The sequence below is a fragment of the Janthinobacterium sp. P210006 genome, assembly GCF_036231885.1.
In the GTDB taxonomy this organism is placed as follows: Bacteria; Pseudomonadota; Gammaproteobacteria; order Burkholderiales; family Burkholderiaceae_D; genus Janthinobacterium; species Janthinobacterium violaceinigrum.
Genome location: NZ_JAZARD010000007.1, coordinates 216,858 through 236,935, shown reverse-complemented (window position 1 = coordinate 236,935; position 20,078 = coordinate 216,858). Strand labels below are relative to the sequence as shown.

At 64.4% G+C, this 20,078-nt stretch carries 15 protein-coding genes; 9 read left to right on the top strand and 6 right to left on the bottom strand.

The window, feature by feature from the left end:
* Window positions 1-466: 466 nt before the first annotated feature.
* Genes VPH41_RS27670 through VPH41_RS27650 form a run of 5 tightly spaced genes read right to left on the bottom strand, consistent with a single transcriptional unit; the run spans window position 467 to window position 9,759 of the window.
* Window positions 467-1,195, bottom strand: a complete 729-nt coding sequence (locus VPH41_RS27670; protein ID WP_152285085.1) for a YfaP family protein — start codon at window positions 1,193-1,195, stop codon at window positions 467-469.
* Between the two features lie 29 nt (window positions 1,196-1,224).
* The gene (locus VPH41_RS27665; protein ID WP_328572178.1) at window positions 1,225-2,928 is read right to left on the bottom strand and encodes a DUF2300 domain-containing protein; all 1,704 of its coding nucleotides are present in this window, start codon (window positions 2,926-2,928) and stop codon (window positions 1,225-1,227) included.
* Window positions 2,928-7,460: an alpha-2-macroglobulin family protein gene (locus tag VPH41_RS27660; protein WP_328572177.1), complete on the bottom strand. Its 4,533-nt coding sequence runs from the start codon at window positions 7,458-7,460 to the stop codon at window positions 2,928-2,930. Before VPH41_RS27660 ends, VPH41_RS27665 begins: the two co-directional genes overlap by 1 nt.
* Window positions 7,461-7,468: 8 nt before the next feature.
* The gene (locus tag VPH41_RS27655) at window positions 7,469-8,143 is read right to left on the bottom strand and encodes a DUF1175 family protein (protein WP_328572176.1); all 675 of its coding nucleotides are present in this window, start codon (window positions 8,141-8,143) and stop codon (window positions 7,469-7,471) included.
* Complete coding sequence (locus tag VPH41_RS27650; RefSeq protein ID WP_328572175.1) at window positions 8,140-9,759, bottom strand: DUF2138 family protein; 1,620 nt, start codon at window positions 9,757-9,759, stop codon at window positions 8,140-8,142. Before VPH41_RS27650 ends, VPH41_RS27655 begins: the two co-directional genes overlap by 4 nt.
* A 132-nt stretch (window positions 9,760-9,891) precedes the next feature.
* On the opposite strand from VPH41_RS27650, the gene VPH41_RS27645 reads away from it, so the two are divergent.
* From VPH41_RS27645 to VPH41_RS27605, 9 genes are all read left to right on the top strand, one after another.
* Window positions 9,892-11,412 (top strand): B12-binding domain-containing radical SAM protein, encoded by a 1,521-nt coding sequence (locus VPH41_RS27645; protein ID WP_328572174.1) that lies wholly within the window; start codon window positions 9,892-9,894, stop codon window positions 11,410-11,412.
* Window positions 11,413-11,469: 57 nt separating this feature from the next.
* Window positions 11,470-12,603, top strand: coding sequence for an MlaE family ABC transporter permease (locus tag VPH41_RS27640; RefSeq protein ID WP_328572173.1), 1,134 nt, complete (start codon window positions 11,470-11,472; stop codon window positions 12,601-12,603).
* The gene (locus tag VPH41_RS27635; protein WP_328572172.1) at window positions 12,603-13,502 is read left to right on the top strand and encodes an ABC transporter ATP-binding protein; all 900 of its coding nucleotides are present in this window, start codon (window positions 12,603-12,605) and stop codon (window positions 13,500-13,502) included. Before VPH41_RS27640 ends, VPH41_RS27635 begins: the two co-directional genes overlap by 1 nt.
* Window positions 13,502-14,461 (top strand): MlaD family protein, encoded by a 960-nt coding sequence (locus VPH41_RS27630; protein ID WP_152285077.1) that lies wholly within the window; start codon window positions 13,502-13,504, stop codon window positions 14,459-14,461. Before VPH41_RS27635 ends, VPH41_RS27630 begins: the two co-directional genes overlap by 1 nt.
* 12 nt (window positions 14,462-14,473) lie before the next feature.
* Window positions 14,474-15,088: an ABC-type transport auxiliary lipoprotein family protein gene (locus VPH41_RS27625; RefSeq protein ID WP_152285076.1), complete on the top strand. Its 615-nt coding sequence runs from the start codon at window positions 14,474-14,476 to the stop codon at window positions 15,086-15,088.
* A 10-nt stretch (window positions 15,089-15,098) separates the two neighbouring features.
* Window positions 15,099-16,286 (top strand): VanZ family protein, encoded by a 1,188-nt coding sequence (locus VPH41_RS27620; protein ID WP_328572171.1) that lies wholly within the window; start codon window positions 15,099-15,101, stop codon window positions 16,284-16,286.
* A gap of 44 nt (window positions 16,287-16,330) precedes the next feature.
* Window positions 16,331-16,648, top strand: coding sequence for a (2Fe-2S) ferredoxin domain-containing protein (locus tag VPH41_RS27615; protein WP_034781335.1), 318 nt, complete (start codon window positions 16,331-16,333; stop codon window positions 16,646-16,648).
* Between the two features lie 35 nt (window positions 16,649-16,683).
* Complete coding sequence (locus VPH41_RS27610) at window positions 16,684-17,337, top strand: alpha/beta hydrolase (RefSeq protein ID WP_035828394.1); 654 nt, start codon at window positions 16,684-16,686, stop codon at window positions 17,335-17,337.
* 115 nt (window positions 17,338-17,452) lie between these two features.
* Entirely contained in the window at window positions 17,453-18,598 is a 1,146-nt protein-coding gene (locus VPH41_RS27605; protein WP_152285073.1) for a D-alanyl-D-alanine carboxypeptidase family protein, read from the top strand.
* A gap of 69 nt (window positions 18,599-18,667) precedes the next feature.
* On the opposite strand, the gene VPH41_RS27600 is transcribed toward VPH41_RS27605, so the two are convergent.
* Complete coding sequence (locus tag VPH41_RS27600; RefSeq protein ID WP_328572170.1) at window positions 18,668-20,065, bottom strand: cytochrome c; 1,398 nt, start codon at window positions 20,063-20,065, stop codon at window positions 18,668-18,670.
* Between the last annotated feature and the right edge of the window lie 13 nt (window positions 20,066-20,078).

Below are 20,078 nucleotides of genomic sequence, written 5' to 3'. Positions count from 1 at the left end.
AAGGCATGCCGCCAGCGTTCAATCTGAGCCAGGATCAAACTCTTCAGTTTAATCTCTGTTACTTTGCCGTTTTACCGGCATGGTCGAACTATTTAACTAGTTCAAACCCCTCGCATTGCGAGGTGTTTGCTCACTCAAAAAACTGACAGGCCACTACTTGCGTAGCGCCTATTTCATTATTTCTTGTGAACATTTGATATTTTAAGTATTACGCTGCTTACGCAGCGCTGCACTTACATCAAATGCCCACACTTATCGACTGTTAATTGTTAAAGAACTGTATTCGGTACTGCTCTCGCGCTATCGACAAAGCGTTGTGTTTGTCAGCTGCGAAGAAGGAAGAGTATGAAGCAATTTGCTACGTCCGTCAACACCTTCTTTTTCTCTCGTCTCACTCGGCATTTGCATGCGTCGTTCAGCGAGGGGGCGAATTATAGCCAAGGTGCCGCCGCTCCGCAAGGGCCATTTATGGCATGACGAACGATTTCACCAAGGTCAGCTCGCCAGCGGCCCGCATCGGCACCTGGAAGCTCTGCAGCTTTTCACGCGGCGTGCCTTCATTGGTGATGATCGATATGCGGGCGACGGTCAGCATGGAGGTATTCTCGCCGCTGCCGTAGTAATTGACATAGACGTGATAGTTGCCCTTCAGGGGCGCCGCGCTGGAAAAGATTTCCGGCCCATAGCCGGTCGTCACGTCCACATCCAGCGCGCCGCCATCTTTCAAGACGCGATTGCCATACCAGGCGTGGCCACCATCCGGCGTGACCACATGCAGATCGAGATCAGTGCCGGCGCTGTCCCAGGACAGCACGATACGCAAGCGCGCCTGCGTCTTGCCCTGGTAGCTGTCGACAAACTGGGTGCGCGCGCGGCTCCTGCCATCGGGCGAACGCACTTCCACGCTGTTCGAACCGCTGCCGAAGCCATACGGCCGCCCATAGCTGCCGTCCTCGCCCACTTCCATCGGCATCGCCACGCCATTGACCACCAGGGTCGCGGGCTTGCCCTTGACGGCGCCTGCGATGCGCCCCCGTATCTGCGCCGTCTCGGCCTGGCCCGGCTGCAGGTTGACCGACGAGGCGGGATAATTGACCGCCTGCGTATAGTCCTCGCGCGCGCCGGCCGAATTGCGCCAGCCGCCCTTCGGTGCATCGATCGTGACCTGGGCCTGCGCCCAGAGTGGCAATAACATTAGCGGAATCGAGCAACGGATGTAAAAACTCACAGGACCTCCAGGTTAAGATCGACGAGCCGGCGGGCCAGCCGCTCGACATATTCCTCGCCCTGCCCGCTCGGATGGCGGCGCAGGCCCAGGTGTAAATATTCATGGGCCAAGGTGATGCGGTCTTCGCGCGTGGCCAGCGGCCGCATGAAGATGCGGTTGCGCGACTGTTCCGAATACGGCGCGCCGCTGGACAGGGCGCAGACCAGCGGCGCTTGCGGCGGCGCCTCGTAGCCGGCTTCGCGCAGCAGCACGCGCTGCCAGCGCGGCACGGACCGCGCCAGCCAATCCTCGTTCTGCGCCAGGCGCCGGCAACGCACACCGGTATTGCCAAAGGTGCTCAGCGCGCCGCCGGGATAGGCCGCCGCCAGCAATTCATCGTAGTGCTTGCCTTGTCTGGCCTGGCGCACCGCCTCGCTCCACGCCATCGTGCCCTCGGACGGCAAGTTGCTGTGATAGCGCACGGTGACGCCGTCGACGATCAACTGGTCCGTCCAGCGCGCAATGGCCAGCGCCGCCGGCGTGGCAGGGCTGGGACTGACGCGCTGCGTCGCGCTGCTGTCGGCAATCTGCTGGCAGCCCGCCACGGTCGCCGCGTTCTGCTGCAAATACGTACGCGCGGCAATCGCCAGCGCCTTGGCCGCTTCCGGCTCACTGGCACTCGCTTCGCGGTCGAGTACCCGCGCCACATATTCATTGACGCCGAAGCGGCCGCGCAAGCGCGGGCGGCCGCCCTTCTCCTGCAGCAGCATCAACTCGCCCGTGCTGCGCAAGGCGAGGTTCTGGCCATTCTCGAATTGCACGTGGTAGCGGCCATTGAGCGGACCGGGCGCCGCCACGCCGCGCTCGCCGCGCACGGCACGGATCGGATAGCGCGTGAAGTAATCGACCACCACGCAGCCGCCATCGTCGGCCGCGCCCACGGGCGGCAAGCTGGCGGCCAGCTTGGGTGCCCACTGCTCGAACACATTGCTGCTGCCGCCCGCGCCGCCAAACCAGATGGGCGTGCCATCGGACAGCCAGCCGGCCGCGCCGCCGATACGTTCCTCTGCCCGGCGCTGCGCGTGCCAGGAATACGTCTTCACGCGCAGCTGGCTGCCGAACCAGCGCGCCGTGCCGGCACCGCGCCCGTCCAGCACCACGCGCAGCAGGGCCGCTTCGGCGTCCGCGCGGCTGGCTGCCGGTATGCTGTCCAGCGCGCGCAGCAGGCTGTCTAACCGAACCAGCCGCCCCGGCGTAAGCTGCGCAGGATCGAACAGCCAGGCAAAGTCGCCCGCAGGCGCACTGCCCAGGCGGCCCGTCCAGTACTGGCGCCACGGCGCCTTCGCTATCATCAAGCGCCCGGGCGAAAAAAATGGGCCGCAGGACTGCGCCAGCGCCGCATCGTGGCCGATGCTCTGGCCCGCATCGCAGCAATACACTTCGTCCGGATCGCGGCCGCCGCAGCGGTAGTCCGGCATCGCCACCTTGTTATCGGCCGCGTATACATAGACAAACAGCTTCCACAGGCTGGCCAGCGGCACTTGCCGCGCGCCGTCGAACGGCGGCGAAGGCCGCGACGCGGTGCTACCCTGGCGCAGCTGCCGCACTTCGATCTTGCCATCGCGCCACCAGGCCACATCCAGCGATTTTGCCGATGGCTGCGCCCAGGCTGGCGCGGCCAGCCACAGCGTCGCCAACAAGGCGGGAATTGCCACGCGCATCACTCGACCTTCAGTGCGCGCGTGGTCTTGCCGCCGCCCTCGAACGCTTTCTGCTCCGGCTGGTACATGCGGTAAAAGCGCGCAGGCGGCAGCACATAGCTGCCCTTTTGCGCAAAGCGCAGCAAATGGCGCACCGTCACGTCGCCGGCCAAAGGCTCGATGGGCACGGCATAGCCGTCGCGGCGCTCGGTGTGGCGCGCGCGTTCCAGCGCGGCCGGCTTGTCGCCCGCCATGACCATGCCCCAGGTGGTCGATTCGACCATGGCGCCCGGCGGCAGCGCCACTTCCAGCAAACCAAAACGGTGCTTCGCGCCCGGCGCCGCCTTGAGCGTGATTTCATCGAGGTACAGCGCGTCCGTGCTGAGCGCCTCGCCCGGCTTGACCAGCTCCGTCGTGTAGCCGCCCTTGCCTTGCTTCATGCGCAGGATGCGGCGCTCGACGGCAACCGGCAAGGTTTGCGCTTCGACGGCGTGGCTGTCGTACTGCAGCACGGCCACCGTGCCCGCAGGCGCAGGCGCAGCGAGACGCAGTTTGTCAGGCTGGCCCTTGGCGTCGCTCCAGCGCCAGACCGGCTGGCCGCTGCGGCTGTCGCGTTTTTGCCATGCGCCGTCCGGCGCGACGACAGGCCCCTTGCCGAACGATGCGCCACCCAGCTTCTTTTGCACCCACATCAACGTCATCGCGCGGTCCAGGGTCGGCATCTCGGCGCGCACGCCGGCCAGCACCGCGTCGGCCTGCGATGGCGGCACTTCGCCGGCCAGCATCAGCAAGGCTTGCGCTACCGGCGCCCTGGACTCGCGCAAGACTTGCCAGGCACTGGCCACCTGCAGCTGCAGTCCATGCGGCAAGGCGATGCCATTCTGGCTGGCGACCAGCGCCACCAGGCCCAGCCCCATCGCCTGCGCCTCGCGGTCAAGGGCACCGCCCAGCAGCAGGCTGCCGCCGTCGCCCGCCTGGCGCGGCTTGCCGCCCAGGGTGGCACTCGCGCTGTCGTCCACCAGGCCGGCTGCCAGCGTCTGCGTGGGCAGGCCCATCTCGCGCGCCATCCACAGCACCAGCGCGCGGTCGCTCATCGCATCTTTCAAGCCATGTTCGCTGTAGACGGCCAGCAGCTTGTTCCAGTGTTCGGGCGGCAGTTCGATGCGCAGCGCACGCGACGCGTACCAGTCCGCGTAATACGCGTACGCCGTCATCAAGGCATTGCCATCCGTGGCGTTGCCCCACCAGCCGAAGACGGCGTTCGGCCCCGCCATGGACACCAGGCGCAGGCGCTGCGCCGTCAGCAACGCTTGCAGGCGTTCGCCTGCCGCGCCGGCGTCCGGCCCCAGGCTTTGCGTGGCCAGCGCGAGCGGGATCAAGCGGCTCGCCGTCTGCTCCACGCAGCCATACGGATAGTCGATCAGGTCGTCGGCAATGCGCGCGAACTGGCTGGCGGCCCCCTGCGCAAACGACACGCGGATATTGCGCGCGTCCGCCGGCAGCTTGAGCGCAATATCACCCGTGGCGCCGTCGAGCGGCAGCACCAGGGTGCGCGGGCTGCTCCAGGCGGCGGGCAAGGTTTGCATGGCGGTGTCGAGCGCGTCGACCAGTTTGCCATTCTGTTTCAGCTCCAGGCGCAACGGCCCGCTGCCTGCGGCCAGCGGGAACTCCACGTAGTTGACGCCCGGCTTGGCCGACAGTTTTTCCGTCTTCGGCTGTGTACCACCTGAGAGGACGACGTCAAGCGCCTGCTCCTTGCCGGTCTGGTTGAACACGGCCACCGAGGCACGCGGCGCATCGCCGGCGCGCATCCAGTCCGGCGCCGTCCACTTCGCATAGAAATTCTTGTCCGAGCGCAGATAGGCGGTGCGCTGGCCCACGCGCCCCTGCTCGTCCATCGCGCGGCCCGTGATGCGCCAGCGGGTCAACGCGTCGGGCATGGTGAAGCTCACGCGCGCCTGGCCATTGGCATCGGTCTTCAGCGATGGCGCCCAGTACGCCGTATCGATATTGTCGCGGCGCGGACGCTCGAGCACCTTGACACCGCGCTCGTTGTAATTGTGACGCGCGGGCGCGCCGGCAGTACGGCCCTGCGCCATGTCGTAGCTGATGAAGGACAGGCTGGCCGTCGTGCGCACGTTGTTGCGGCGCGGATGGTAGAAGAAGTCGCCGATGTCCGGCGCGATTTCCGGCTGCAGCACATAGATCATTTCATCGACCACGCCCAGCGCCACCATCGTGCTCAGAGGCTTGCCGTCCAGGGTAGCCGTGACGTCCAGGGTCACCTTCTCGCCCGGCTGGTAGACCTCCTTGTCGCTCTTGAACTGCAGCGCGATGCGCGGCTCGATCACTTGCAGGCCGGCGTTCTCGAACACGAAATCGCCATTGCGCGTGTACGCCACGGAAAACGTCATGTTGGGGCCATGCTCCTCCTTGACGGGAATGCGCACGCGCCACTGCCGCGGCGCCACCTGCTTCGCCTGGTACCAGCTGGCGGCGCCCGCCATCAAGCCATATTGTTCCACCTTGTCGCGCTCGAGCGTCAACAGCGCCTGGTCCACCTTGTCGGAGAACGTGATCAAGGCCTCGGCGGTATCGCCCGGACGATAGCGGGCGCGATCCAGCACGATCTCGATGCTGCCCGGCGTCGTCTGCACGCCATCGCCCGACACCCAGTGGCTGGCGGCGGCCAGCAGGTTGCCGCGCTCGTCGCGCAGCGCCAGCCGGTACGAGCCGGACGCAGGGAATGTCACGTCCCAGCCCTTGGCGTTCGGATCGAACGCACCCTCGGTCTTGCTCTGTTTTTCCAGCTGCACCATCTCCCAGCGCACGGGCTTGGCCGCGCCCTGGCCATCGGCCACCAGGTAGAAATGCACGGCCTGGCCCGGATCGGAAAACTGGCGCGTGGCCTTCAGCTGGTAGCTGCTGCTCGAGCGCTCGATCATCAGTTCGCGCGTCGCCTTGACGCGGTAGGCCGCGCCATCGGTCGCCAGCACGGTCAGGATGTAGCGCGAGGGATCGGCCGCGGGCGGCAAGGTGAAATCCACATTTCCGCTGCCGTCGCTCATCACCTCCTCGGTCTTCAAGGCCACGGGGAACAGGCCGCTGTAACGCAACTCGCCCTCGACCATGGTGTTTTGCTGGCCGCGCAGCGACAAGGTCATCTTCGCGTTTTTCACCGGCTTGCCATCGGGGTAGCGCAGCGCGATGCTGCCTTTGACCGCTTCGCCCGTCTTGAATTCCGGTTTCGCTGGCTGGACGTTGATTTCAAAGTGCGGCTTGACGTATTCGGCCACGCGGAAGGCCGCGCCATAGGCGCCGTCCTTGTAATTGAAGCGCAGTTCATAACCGCCGGCGGTGGCTTCCGTCGGCAGGCGAAAGCGCGTATCGGCGCCCGTGTCGCTAGATAACTGCAGCGTCTGCGTCAGCAGCGGCGTGCCGTTCGGATTGAGCACGGTCAAGCTTAACGGTGCGGCAGCCGCCGCCTGCGAGTTGCGCGCCGACGTGAATTCGCGGCCCACAAACTTGACGTTGACTTCGTCGCCTGGCCGGTACAGAGGGCGGTCCGTCACCGCATAAATCTTGGTGTTGTAGATCTCGCTGTCGTAATAAAAATTCTCGGACACGAATACGCCGCCGGCGCGGTCCTGGCCCAGCACATACGTGTGTTCCGGGCTGCCGCGCTCGAGCGAGGCGACGCCGTCGGCACCCGTGGTGGCCGACTGCAGCACGCCGGTGCCGTCGGTCCACGCCACGCTGGCGCCCGCCACGGCGGCGCTGTTGTCGCGCCGCGCCGTCCACACCAGCATCTGGCCGGACGATACCTTGGTGACGGCCACCGTGTCCGACACGAACACCAGGGTGGTGGCGCGGTGCTCGCCGATGATCGCTTCGATCAGGTACAAGCCCGGCTTGCGCTTGCCCAGCGGGATCATCACATTGCCGGCGCCGGCGACGATGAAGTCGCTGCTCGAACCATCGAGCTTGACGCCCTTCGGCGGTGCGATGGCCTTGGCTTGCCAGATCGGATAGCGGAAGCTGTCGACCAGCTCCATGCCCTTGATCGGCTTGTATTGCGGATGGTTGGCGAACACGGTACGCCGGCGGATCGCGTCATTCGTCGCCAGCTGCGGCTGTTCCTTGGTTACCGCGCGGCGCGCCTCGCCGGAAAACAGCTTGCGCCAGGCCAGGCGCGACTGCTTCCACCAGCTATCCCACAGAAAGCTCAAGGTGTTGGCCAGGCCCTCGCCCTGGTAATTGCCCTCCACCTGGATGCGGTGCAGATTGCGCTGTTTTTTCAGGAACTCCATCGGTTCGGGCACGCGGTAGACGACGATGTCCGCGCCGGAATACGCTTCCAGGTTCATGCGCCCCATGTCGCGGCCCGGCACCTCGAGCCGCACGCGCGACTCGTCGCCGCTGCCGTAGCTGGCATCCGACAGCAAAAAGAAGGGTTCGCCCTTGAAGGTGCTGTAGTTGCTGGGTTCGCGCTCCTGCGCCGAGGCGCCATGCGTGAGCAGCAGCGCCAGCGCGCCGGCAAATAACAGCTTCATGAGAAGCTTCATGACAAAAACGCCAGCCGGAACACACCGGCGAAATTCGGATTGTTGACCACAGGTTGCCACCGCGTGTCCTTCCAGCTCGTAAGTTCTTTGATATCGACGGTCCGCAGACCATTGTCGTCGGGGGTGACGGTGCCGGTGTGGTAGGCGATGCGCGCCCCCATCCAGACCATCAGGTGCTGTTCATCGCCCTGGTCGAAAAACAGCAGGTCGCCGGGCAGCGCCTGGCTGATTTCGCGGGCGATGAAACGGCTGTTGTGCTGCACCAGCGCCAGCGCCGTGACGAAGTGGCCGACCGTGCCATCCGTCTGCACCCAGCGGTTGCGCAGGGCCGCCTGGGCCCCGTTCAGTTCCAGCTCGGGCGGCAGGCGCCGGTCGCTGGCGATGCCGTTCGCGCGCAGCCACTTCGCGTCATGCACGGTCAGGGCTTCGTTGACGGCAAAGCGCACGAGGCCGGCGCAATCGCGGTGCGTCCAGCGCGGCGACGGTCCCCGTTCGATCTGCGCGTTGACGATGCGCAGCATCCAGGCCTGGAACGCGCGGCTCTGGGCCTGCGACAGCTGCACTTGCGGCTCGGCAGCCGCGCGCAGGGCCCACGCCCGGGGCGCCGCCACGGTGGCGGCGCAGGCCGCCAGCCGGCGCAAGGCGGCACGGCGCGCATGCCGCACCGTCATCGTGCAGTCTCCTGCCATTCCAGCGCTTCCCATGACGTGCCGCTGGCTGGCTGCCGCTTGAGCACCATGCGCAGCGGCGGATATTTCTTCAAGGCGTTCAGGCGCGGCACCAGGTGTTCGTTGGCGGCCGCGCGCAGTACCGGTTCGTTATTCGCCGGCAGGGTATCGAAGGCTTCCAGCTGGATCAGCCGGGCCAGCGACGCGGGCGCGATCAGGCCGATGGTGTGCGCGCCATCGGGCAGCAGGTCGCTGGCCGCCGGGGCCTGCTTGCGGCGCACGGCCAGCACCTGGTCCACCAGTTTGCCATCGGTGGAAAAGACAACGGTATTGCCGGCCACGGCCAGCGCCGGCGTGGACTGGCCCAGGGCCGTGGCGACGCTACGCTCCCAGCGTACGAACCCACCTTTAGCATCCTTGCCCGTCGTCTTGCGCACGGGGTCCTTGCCGCCGATGGCTGCCTCGAACAGGCTTCCATAGACAGCGTCATCCCCGGCCTGCGCACTGCGCGTGGCGACAAACACCGGCGTATGCAGGCGCGACGTCCCGTACCAGCAGGCGGCGGCCGGGCCTTGCAAGTGCCCGGCCAGCGGCACCACCGGCTCGGAGGTATTGCTCCCCAGGCGCTTGAGCACGGGCTGCAGCGCGGTCCAGTCCACCGGCACGCTGAAGCAGGCGCTGGGACTGTGCGGCAGCACGGGCCACAGGGCGCTGCTGTCGTAGCCGCCGTTTTTTAACTTGTCGGCATTGAGCAGCACCTTGGACTGCCAGGCGCCCTGTTGAAAATCGAAGCGCAGCGCTTCGAGCGCGCCGAAGAACGGCTGGTAGCCGAACGACAGGAAGTCCGCCTTGACGGCGATGCTGTGGCCCTCGGGCGCGGCGCCGTCGAGATGGAACTGCGCATGAAAGACGTTCTGCTTGGCCGCTTCCGGCGCCAGCAGGCTGGCCACGGTTTTCTCGGCCGTGCCATCGCCCTTCTTGCCGTCGGCGCCGCCATACAGCATGCCCGGATGGGACAGGATGACCAGGCGCTGGCCGTGCGCGGCAAACAGCAAGGTGCGCTGGTAGGCGTAATTGAGCGCATACACGGGCACCTGGCTGCCATCGACGCGCAAGCTGCCGGCCACGCGCATCTGCGTATCCTTCAAGGCGATCTTGCCCGCTTCCTCCAGCAGGCGCGTCAGCTGGCTGCGCGATACGGCGATGGCGAAATGCTTGAGCGAGCCGTCGGCGTCGCGCCACAGGGCCACTTCCGCAGGCTGGTCCAGCACCATGCGCAGTAGCTGGTCGCCCCATCCCAGCTCATGTTCATAGGCGATGCGGCGCAGGCTGCCCTTGAGCCCCAGGCGGTCTTCGCTTTGCTCGTAATAGAACAGGAAGTCTTCGCGCAGCACGTCGCGTGCCAGCGGCACCGTCAGCAAGTCGCGCGGCAAGGCCGACAGGCTTTTCGTCCGGACCAGCGCGTCGGGCCGGGACAAATCCAGCTTCAGGCCATTGACCGGTCCCATCGCGCCCCAGCCGAAGACCCGGTAACCGACCAGTGCGGCGGCCACCACTGCCACGCCGCCCAGCGCCCCGAGCAAGACTTTCTTGTTGAGTACTTTTTTCGCCAGCACCATGTATCCTTTTTACCCTGCCGAAGCATTGACAAGTTAGTAATTATTGACAAATGGTAACATGGCATTTGTGGCCGCAGCGCACAGCTGACGCGACAGCGTAAAATAGCGGTTTCGCCGTTTCAATCGCCTCCCATGACCATCCTGCTCTCCACCCTGAACGCCCGCTACACCCACGCCTCGCTGGGCTTGCGCTACCTGCTGGCCAATATGGGGCCGCTGCAGGCGCAGACGCGGCTGCAGGAATTCGTCATCGGCACGAAAACCACGGAACTGGTCGAGCGCATCCTGACGAACAAGCCCCGCATCATCGGTTTTGGCGTGTATATATGGAACGTCGAGGAAACAACGAAACTGGTGGCCATGCTCAAGCGCGTGGCGCCCGAGGTCATCGTCGTGCTGGGCGGGCCGGAAGTGTCGCATGAGGCGGGCGAGCAAGAGATCGTCAAGCTGGCCAACTACCTGATCACGGGCTGGGGCGACGTCACCTTCCCCAAGCTGTGCGGCGAGATCCTCCACGGCCCCAAGCCGCTGATGAAGATCCACGCGGGCGTGCAGGCGCCGCTGGCGGAACTGCAGCTGCCCTACTCCTTGTATACAGACGACGATATCCGCCACCGCACCATCTACGTGGAAGCGTCGCGCGGCTGCCCGTTCAAGTGCGAATTCTGCCTGTCCGCGCTGGACAAGACGGCCTGGCCCTTCGCCCTGGAAAATTTCCTTGCAGAAATGGAATCCCTGCATGCGCGCGGCGCCCGCCTGTTCAAGTTCGTCGACCGCACCTTCAACCTGAACATCAAGACCAGCCTGAAGATCATGCAGTTCTTCCTGGACAAGATCGAGGCGAATCCCAACGACCCGATCTACGCCCATTTCGAGCTGGTGCCCGACCACCTGCCCGACGCCTTGAAAGAAGGCATCAGCAAATTCCCGCCCGGCGCGCTGCAGTTCGAGATCGGCATCCAGAGTTTCAATCCGGACGTGCAATCGCTGGTCAGCCGCAAGCAGGACAATCAAAAGGCAGCCGACAACATCCGCTGGCTGTGCGAGGAATCGAACGCCCACCTGCACGTGGACTTGATCGCCGGCTTGCCGGGCGAGGATGAAGCGAGCTTTGCGGCCGGCTTCAACAAGCTGGTGGCCCTGAAGCCGCATGAAATCCAGTTCGGCATCCTGAAGCGCCTGCGCGGCACGCCCATCATCCGCCACACGGAAAACTATGGCATGGTGTTCGACCCGCACCCGCCGTACACCATCCTGGCGAACAAGCAGCTCGATTTCATGAGCATGCAGCGCCTCGTGCGCTTCGCCCGTTACTGGGACCTGGTGGCCAACTCGGGCCGCTTTGCCAATACGGTGCAATGGATGCTGGGCGACGCGCCATTTGAAAACTTCATGGATTTTTCGAACTGGCTGTACGCCCACACGGACGCCACCCACCGCATCGCCATGGAGCGCCTGGCCAAGCTGGTGGCGCAATGGCTGCAGACGCGCGGCATGAGCGCGCTTGAAGCCAACGCCCTCGTGGCCAGCGACTATGCGGGCGGCGCGCAGGCGGCCTCGCACGCCAAGCCAAGCGAAGTGAGTACTAGCAATGCCAAGGTGCGCCCGGACGTCGCCCTGCCGCAGCGGCAGGCGCGCCACCTGGCATCCTGACGGGCCGTCGATTGAACAGCGGTGGCGGTCTGCGCCATTCTCCCTTAAACTGGCACGATGCCGACTGTACAATCGCCGAAACTGACCCTCTCCCAGACCAGCTCCCAACAGGGAGCCCTTGTCACTGCCAGCGGCACCTGGCAGGTGCATGCGCTGGCGCATGACAATGCCATCAAGGCCATCGATGCCCAGCTCAAGCCCCTGCAGGACGACGCCAAGGTGCAATGGGACCTGTCGCAGATCGACAGCATGGACCATATCGGCGCCCAGCTGTTCTGGAATGCCTGGGGCAAGCGGCGTCCCGCGCAGCTGACCCTGGCACCGTCGCTGGAAGAGTTTTTCCGGCGCATCGAAGAGACGGGCCCCCTGGAAACGCCGCCCTCGCGCGCCAACCGCCTCACGCCCGTGATGAAGCTGGGCATGGCCATCCTGCTGTTTTTCGAACATTTGAAGGGGTTCATTGCGCTCGTGGGCCAGGTGACGCAGGATATCGGCCGCTTCGCGCGCCATCCCATGCGCGGGCCCTGGCGTGAAATTTCCGCCAACATCTTCCATGCGGGCTTCCAGGCGCTGGGCATCACGGCCCTCGTGGGCTTTCTGATCGGCGTCGTGCTGTCCTACTTGTCGGCCCAGCAACTACGCGCGTTTGGCGGCGACATCTACCTTGTCAACCTGCTGGGCATGAGCATCATCCGCGAACTGGGGCCCTTGCTGGCCGCCATCCTCGTGGCGGGCCGCTCGGGCTCGTCGATCACGGCGCAGCTGGGCGTCATGCGCGTCACGGAAGAGCTCGACGCCATGCTGGTGATGGGCATTTCGCACGGTTTCCGCCTGATCATGCCAAAAGTGCTGGCCCTGGCCATTTCCATGCCCCTGCTCGTCATCTGGACGGATACGGCCGCGCTGATCGGCGGCATGGTGGCGGCCAAGGTGGAACTGAATCTGTCGGCGCGCTACTTCATCCAGAAGCTGCCCGACGCCGTACCGCTGGCCAACTACATGATCGGCCTGGGCAAGGGCGCCATCTTCGGCATGCTGATCGCCCTCGTCTCCTGCCATTTCGGCCTGCGCATCAAGGCCAACACGGAAAGCCTGGGGCGCGGCACCACCACCGCCGTCGTCACGGCCATCACCGTGGTAATCCTGGCCGACGCCGTGTTTGCCATCGTCTTCAATGGAGTGGGCTACTGATGGCGGACGACACCAATATCGCTTGCGGCACGGGCAAGGAAGGCCAGTTCAACCTGCATGGCAGCGCGCCCGTGGTGGAAATCACCAATCTGTGGACCAAGTTCGGCCGCACCGTCGTGCACCAGGACTTGAACCTGGAAATCGAACGGGGCGAGATCCTCTCCATCGTGGGCGGCTCCGGCACGGGCAAGACGGTGCTGCTGCGCCAGATGCTGGGCCTGGAACACCCGGCCCGCGGCTGCGTCAAAGTCTTTGGCGAGGATATCAACCAGGCCAGTTCCGACCAGCTGCAGCAATTGCGCAACCACTGGGGCATGCTGTTCCAGCAAGGCGCCCTGTATTCGGCGCTGACCGTGTTCGACAACGTGGCCCAGCCCATGCGCGAATTGCGCGTGCTGCCCGAGGCGCTGATACGCGACGCGGTACTATTAAAGATGAACATGGTGGGACTGGGACCGGAACATGCGCTGAAAATGCCGTCGGACCTGTCGGGCGGCATGATCAAGCGCGTGGCCCTGGCGCGCGCCCTGGCGCTGGAACCGAAACTGCTGTTCCTCGACGAACCGACGGCGGGCCTGGACCCGGACTTGTCGGAAAGTTTCGTGTCCCTGATCCAGTCGCTGCACCGCGAGCTGGGCTTGACGGTGGTGATGGTCACGCATGACCTCGACACCCTGTTTGCCCTGTCCACGCGCATCGCCGTGCTGGCGGCAAAACACGTGATCGCCATCGGCCCCACGCGCGAGGTGATCGAAGTCGACCACCCGTTCATCAAGCAATTTTTCCTCGGCGACCGCGGCAAGCGCGCGCTGGCCGTCCTCGATGAAAAGCAGGCGGCAGAAGGCAAGGCGGCGCAGCCAGGCGACGACGCCGGCACAGACAAGAAAGCGGAGAAGTAATGGAAAACAGATCACACGCCCTGATGACGGGATTTTTTACACTCACTTTGCTGGTGGCCGCCATTCTGTTCGGCGTCTGGTTCAACCGCGACCGCGTGGAAAGAGTCCCGTACCTGCTCGCCACCACCCTGTCCGTGCCGGGCCTCAATCCGCAGGCGACCGTGCGCTACCGGGGCCTGGAAGTGGGCAAGGTCGACGCCATCGATTTCGACACGCAAAAGGCGGGACAGATCCTCGTGCACATCAGCGTGGCGCCCGATACCCCCGTCACCAACACCACGTTTGCCACCCTGGGCTACCAGGGCGTGACGGGCATCGCCTACATCCAGCTCGACGACGAGCACGTGGGTTCCAAGTTGCTGGGCACCAGCAAGGACAAGCCTTCGCTGATTCCCCTGCGCGCGGGCTTGCTGGACCAGCTGGAAAAGCGCGGCAAGCGCATCCTCGACCAGGCCGAGCAGATCACCAACAAGGTGAATAATCTGCTCAGCCCCGACAACCAGGCGGCCATGCTGGGCGCCTTCAATGAAGTGGGCAAGGCGGCCAAGGCCTTTGGCGCCATTCCGCAGCAGCTGGAACCGACCTTGACGCAATTGCCCCAGCTGACGGAACAGACGCGCCAGACCTTGACGGCCGTCAGCACGGCCAGCAAGAACGTGTCGGACTTGACGGCCACGTGGAAAAAACTGGGCAACGATATCCAGGCGCCCGGCGGCGTGCTCGAGAAGGTCAATGGCACGGTCGACAGGGTGGGCAATTCGGTGGAAACGGTGGCCAATGGCGTATCGCTGGAAGTCTTGCCGCAAGTGATAGAACTGAGCGGCGAGGCGCGTTCCTCGATGCGCGCCCTGAAAACCACCATGAGCACGCTCAATGAACAGCCGCAGAGCATCTTGTTCGGCGCCCCAGACATTCCGCCCGGCCCGGGCGAGCCCGGCTTTTCGGCGCCAGGCAAATAAGGAGAACACAGCATGCATATCCCTCGCAATCTCAGCGCACTGATGCTGGCCGGCGCTTTCCTGCTGGGCGGCTGCGCCAGCCGCGGCCCCGTCCCCACTTTCTATGATTTCGGTCCGGCCGCGCCCCAGGCGGCGGCACAAACGGCCGCGCCAGCCGTGCCCGTGCTGGTGATCGCCGACGCCAACGGCCCTTCCTGGCTGGACAGCCAGCGCATGTATTACCGCCTGCTGTACGCCGATGCGCAGCAATCGCGGCCGTACGCCTACAACCGCTGGAACACGCCGCCGCTGCAGCTGCTGAGCCAGCGCCTGAAGACGCGCGTGGCGCAAAGCGGCGTGAAAGTGCTGTCGACCACGGACGCGGCCGCCGGCATGCCCCTGCTGCGCATCGACGTCGATGATTTTTCGCAGGCTTTTGACACGCAGACGCAAAGCAGCGGCCATGTGTCGCTGCGCGCCTCGCTGTTCCGCGGCCACCGCCTGATCGACCAGAAAACCTTCAGCCGCAGCGGCCCGTCCGCCAGCGCCGATGCGCAAGGGGGCGCGCAGGCGCTGGCGGCCGCCTCGGACGCCATCGCCGCCGACCTGCTGGCCTGGCTGGGCACGCTGACCATCCCGAAAGAGTGACCGCAGCCGAATGACCGCCTCCGCAGCCCCTGCCAGCCCGCCCGCGCCACTGCCGCCCGCACGCTCGTCGCCCGTGTCGCGCGCGACCCTGCTCGCCTACGTCTTCCTGATCGTGTACGCCAGCTGGTTCCCGTTCACGGGCTGGCACAGCAACGGCTTGTCGCCGCTGACCTTCCTGGAAAACACGCGCATGCCCCGCTACTGGACGGGCTTTGACGTGGGCATCAACATCGTCGGCTACATCCCGCTGGGTGCGCTGATCGTGTATTCGCTGTTTCCAAGGGTGACGGGATTCCTGGCCGTCATCGTCGCCAGCCTGTGCGGCGTCTTCATTTCCGGCAGCATGGAAGCCGTGCAAACCTATCTGCCCAGCCGCGTGTCGTCGAATCTCGACTTCTATACGAATTCGGCGGGCTGCCTCATCGGTTCCATCATCGGCGCCTTGACGGCGCGCAAGCTGCTGGACCAGAGCCATTTGCTGCGCCTGCGCCAGCGCTGGTTTGCCCAGCACGCAAGCCAGGGCCTGGTGCTGGTGGCCCTGTGGCCGCTGGCACAAATCTATCCGCAAGGCTATCTGTTCGGCCTGGGCCAGCTGCTGCCCATTTTGTCGGACTGGGCTTCCACCCTGATGGGCATGGAAATCGACCTGGCCACGTATCTGCGTCCCGACACGATATTGACAGTTGAGCAATACTGGCTATCGGAAACCATCATCACGGCCTGCGGCATGACGGGCGCCGTGCTCACCTTGCTGTGCCTGCTACGTCGCGCCGCGCCGCGCGCCGTGCTGATGCTGGTCCTGATCGCCGCCGCGCTGGTGGTGCGCTCGATGGCCAGCGCGCTGCTGTTTTCGCCGCAAAACGCCTTCGTCTGGATCACGCCGGGCGCCCAGGGCGGCTTCCTGATCGGCCTGATCATGCTGGGCGGCCTGGCCTTCGCGCCCCACGTGGCGCAGCGCCGCATCGCGGCCGCCACCTTGCTGCTGAGCCTGGTGATGGTGAATACGACGCCCATCAACCCGTATTTCATGTCCACCTTGCAAGGCTGGGTACAAGGCAAGTTTCTCAACTTTAACGGCGCGGCGCAATTCCTGGCCCTGCTGTGGCCCTTCATGGCCCTGTGGTTCCTGTGCCTGCCCTCGCACCGGCTGAACCGGCAGGACGATGTGCAGCGCCAGCGTCGCGAAGACCACCCATAAGCGCTATCATGGCGCATTAATGTATAGAACAGCAGGAGAGCAGCATGAGCGACGCACCGTATTTTGAACGCCACGTTTTTTTCTGCATGAATAAACGTGAAGATGGCCGCAACAGCTGCGGCGACCATGGCGCGGAAGCGGCGCAAAAGCATTGCAAGCGCCGCATCAAGGAACTCGACATGAATGGCGCGGGCAAGATCCGCATCAACCAGGCCGGCTGCATGGACCGCTGCGAAGAAGGCCCGCTGCTGGTGATCTACCCGGAAGCGACCTGGTACACCTATGTCGACACCAGCGATATCGATGAAATCATCGATACGCACCTGGTGGGCGGCAAGATCGTCGAACGCCTGAAGATTTAATGCCAATTTAAGAGAATGCCACCAGTATGAGCATCATGAACAGAAACTCGGAAAAATTTACCCTCGCCGGCCATGCAGGCAGCATGGAAGGCTTGCTCGATTTCCCGGCAGATACCCCGCGCGGCATCGCCCTCGTTGCCCATCCGCATCCGCTGTACGGCGGCACGATGGATAACAAGGTCACGCAAACCCTGGCGCGCGCGTTTGTCGCCCTCGGTTACGTGGTGGCGCGCATCAACTTCCGCGGCGTGGGCGCCTCGGAAGGCGTGCACGACCATGGCGCGGGCGAGACGGACGACATGCAATTGCTGTATGAACACATGCGCGGCCTGTACCCGGGCTTGCCCGTGGCCTTGTCCGGTTTCTCGTTCGGCACCTTCGTGCAATCGAAACTGCAGGAACGCCTGGCCGCCGCCGGCACGCCCGTCGAGCGCCTTGCGCTGATCGGCAGCGCAGCCGGCAAGTGGGCCATGGCCGACATCCCGGCCGACACGATTTTGATCCACGGCGAACTGGACGACACCATTCCCCTGTCCGCCGTCTTCGACTGGGCCCGTCCACAAGACATTCCCGTGATCGTGATCCCCGGCGCCGACCACTTTTTCCACCGCAAGCTCAATCACATCAAGAACCTCGTGATTGCGCTGTGGCATGGTGACAAACCCGCAATCGCAGCCGATGATCATTGAAGTGTGGGCTTACTAGCGCTTCCACGGCTATAATTGATCCGTTTTTTCCACGCGGCCATGTAAGTAGCAACGACATGGCCCTCAGCCTTCATCTTTTTCTCGCAGACCAGCCTCCATGAAAAAACTTTTAGCGGCACTGGCCTCCAGTGTACTTTTCCTATCCGCCGCCTTCGCCCAGAGCGTTCCAGCCCCGACCATCGCCGCCAAGTCCTGGCTGCTGCTCGACGCCACCAGTGGCCAGATCATTGCTTCGCAAGATCCGGACGCGCGCATCGAACCGGCATCGTTGACCAAGATCATGACGGCTTACCTGACGTTTGCCGCCATTCGCGAAAAGAAACTGGCGCTGGACCAAAAGGTGAACGTGTCCGTGCGCGCCTGGAAAGTCGATTCGAGCAGCTCGAAGATGTTCATCGACCCCGCCACGCCCGTGTCGATCGACGACTTGCTGCATGGCCTGATGATTCAGTCGGGTAACGATGCCGCCGTGGCGCTGGCTGAAGCCGTTGCTGGCGATGAAGGCACTTTCGTCGTGCTGATGAACCGCGAAGCGCAGCGCATGGGTCTGAAAAACACGCGTTTTGCCAATCCGCATGGCTTGCCTAGCCCCGATAACTATTCCACCGCGCAAGATCTGTCCGTGCTGGCCCAGCGCGTGATCGCCGACTATCCGGAATTCTACAAAATCGATTCCATCAAGAGTTTCACTTACAACAAGATCACCCAGCCTAACCGCAACCGCCTGCTGTGGCTGGACCCAACCGTCGATGGCATGAAGACGGGCCACACGGAAGCGGCCGGCTATTGCATGATCGCCTCGGCACGCCGTCCAGGCGGCACGGGCGAGCGCCGCCTGATCTCCGTAGTGCTGGGCACCACGTCCGACCAGGCCCGCACGCAGGAAAGCCAGAAGCTGCTGAACTGGGGCTTCCAGAACTTCGACACGGTCAAGCTGTACTCGAAAGGCCAGGCCGTGGCCACGCCGGAAGTGTGGAAAGGCTCGAAAGGCACCGTGAAAATCGGTTTTGCGCGCGATGTGCTCGTCACCGTACCAAAAGGCACGGCTGCCAAGATGAAACCTGTGCTGGAACGCAAGGACCCGCTGGTCGCGCCGCTGGCTGAAAACGCTCCCGTCGGCAAGCTGAAAATGATGGTCGACGACAAGGTATTGCTGGAATTGCCAGTCGTGGCCCTGGAAACCATCAACCAGGCAACCATCTTTGGCCGCGCCTGGGATTCGATGCGTCTGTGGATGAAATAAGCAGTCAGTACTCCCATCAAAAATGCCCGCATCGCTGCGGGCATTTTTTTCGTCTTGCGCTAAGCCACATTACTTCAGCGGCGCATCCTTCAGGTGCGGCTTGCGCGCCACGGGCGGGAAGGTGCCCGGGCGGCCTGCCGCAAACGTCGCTTCCGTCTGCGATGCTTCCACCGGCACGGACAGCTTGCGCACCTTGGCCACCTGCGCCGCCGTCACCGGCGTGCCGCGGTTGCCCCAGCTGGTCTGGATGAAGGTCACCACCTGCGCAGTCTGCTCATCGTTGAAGATGTCGGCATATGGCGCCATCGTCAGCGCCGACGGCGCCGTGCGCGTGGCGGGCACGGCACCGCCCGACAGCACGATGTTGATGGCCGAGGTCGGGTCATTCGTCTGCAGCACGGCATTGCCGGCCAGCGCAGGGAAAGCCTTGTCGTAGCCCGTGCCGTCGGAACGGTGGCAGCCGGCACAGCGGTCCAGGTACAGCTGCGCGCCCGTGGAATTGACGATGCCGCTGAACAATTGCTTGCCCAGCTTGTCATCGGCCACGAAGGCGGGCGTGGCCGGATTCGATGGCGGCAACGATTTCAGGTATTTCGCCATGGCCGCCAGGTCGCCATCCGTCATGTGCTGCATGGAATGGGCCACCACATCGTTCATGGCGCCGAACGAGGCCGTATGGCTGTTGCGGCCCGTCTTCAGGAATTCGGCGATCTCCGCCGCGCTCCAGCGCGCCAAACCGCCGCCATGCTCATTGCGCAGCGAGGGCACGGACCAGCCGTCGATCACGCCGCCGCCCGCCAGAAACGTCGTGTTGCCCTCGTCCGTCAGCGATTTTTCCTGCATGCCCACGCCGCGCGCCGTATGGCAGGCGCCGCAGTGGCCCAGGCCTTGCACCAGGTAGGCGCCGCGCAGCAATTGCGCATCGCCCGTCGCCGGCACCTTGTACGGCTGCGGCGTGGGCGCGAAGGCCCAGCGCCAGATGGTCAGGGGGAAACGCATCGACAGGGGCCAGGGAATGTCGGCCGCCTTGTTCGGCGTCGGGTCCGCCTTCACGCCATGCATGAAGTAGGCGTACAGCGCCTGCATGTCCGCCTCGCTCAAACGCGAGTACGACGGATACGGCATGGCCGGATACACGGTGTAGCCGTGCTTGGTCACGCCGGTGCGCATCAGCTTGTCGAAATCGGCAAAGCTCCAGTCGCCGATACCGGCCTTTTTATCGGGCGTGATATTGGTGGAATACACCTTGCCGATCGGCGTTTCCATGCCCAGGCCGCCCGCAAATGGCTTGCCCTTCGTGCCGGCCGTATGGCAGGCGATGCAGTCGCCCGCGCGGGCCAGGTATTCGCCCTGGCGTATCAGCTGGGCGTTCGGGGTGGTGGCAGCGGCCGGGGTAGCAGACCAGGCGGTGCTCGAGGCGAGCGCCAGCAGCAGCGCGCCCACGGTATGGGTGAATGTGTTGTTCATCTTCTTGTTCTTT

Coding starts and splice junctions, on each gene's coding strand:
- VPH41_RS27670 (WP_152285085.1), bottom strand. CDS start 1,195: ATGTTATTGCCACTCTGGGCGCAGGCCCAGGTCACGATCGATGCACCG.
- VPH41_RS27665 (WP_328572178.1), bottom strand. CDS start 2,928: ATGCGCGTGGCAATTCCCGCCTTGTTGGCGACGCTGTGGCTGGCCGCG.
- VPH41_RS27660 (WP_328572177.1), bottom strand. CDS start 7,460: ATGAAGCTGTTATTTGCCGGCGCGCTGGCGCTGCTGCTCACGCATGGC.
- VPH41_RS27655 (WP_328572176.1), bottom strand. CDS start 8,143: ATGACGGTGCGGCATGCGCGCCGTGCCGCCTTGCGCCGGCTGGCGGCC.
- VPH41_RS27650 (WP_328572175.1), bottom strand. CDS start 9,759: ATGGTGCTGGCGAAAAAAGTACTCAACAAGAAAGTCTTGCTCGGGGCG.
- VPH41_RS27645 (WP_328572174.1), top strand. CDS start 9,892: ATGACCATCCTGCTCTCCACCCTGAACGCCCGCTACACCCACGCCTCG.
- VPH41_RS27640 (WP_328572173.1), top strand. CDS start 11,470: ATGCCGACTGTACAATCGCCGAAACTGACCCTCTCCCAGACCAGCTCC.
- VPH41_RS27635 (WP_328572172.1), top strand. CDS start 12,603: ATGGCGGACGACACCAATATCGCTTGCGGCACGGGCAAGGAAGGCCAG.
- VPH41_RS27630 (WP_152285077.1), top strand. CDS start 13,502: ATGGAAAACAGATCACACGCCCTGATGACGGGATTTTTTACACTCACT.
- VPH41_RS27625 (WP_152285076.1), top strand. CDS start 14,474: ATGCATATCCCTCGCAATCTCAGCGCACTGATGCTGGCCGGCGCTTTC.
- VPH41_RS27620 (WP_328572171.1), top strand. CDS start 15,099: ATGACCGCCTCCGCAGCCCCTGCCAGCCCGCCCGCGCCACTGCCGCCC.
- VPH41_RS27615 (WP_034781335.1), top strand. CDS start 16,331: ATGAGCGACGCACCGTATTTTGAACGCCACGTTTTTTTCTGCATGAAT.
- VPH41_RS27610 (WP_035828394.1), top strand. CDS start 16,684: ATGAACAGAAACTCGGAAAAATTTACCCTCGCCGGCCATGCAGGCAGC.
- VPH41_RS27605 (WP_152285073.1), top strand. CDS start 17,453: ATGAAAAAACTTTTAGCGGCACTGGCCTCCAGTGTACTTTTCCTATCC.
- VPH41_RS27600 (WP_328572170.1), bottom strand. CDS start 20,065: ATGAACAACACATTCACCCATACCGTGGGCGCGCTGCTGCTGGCGCTC.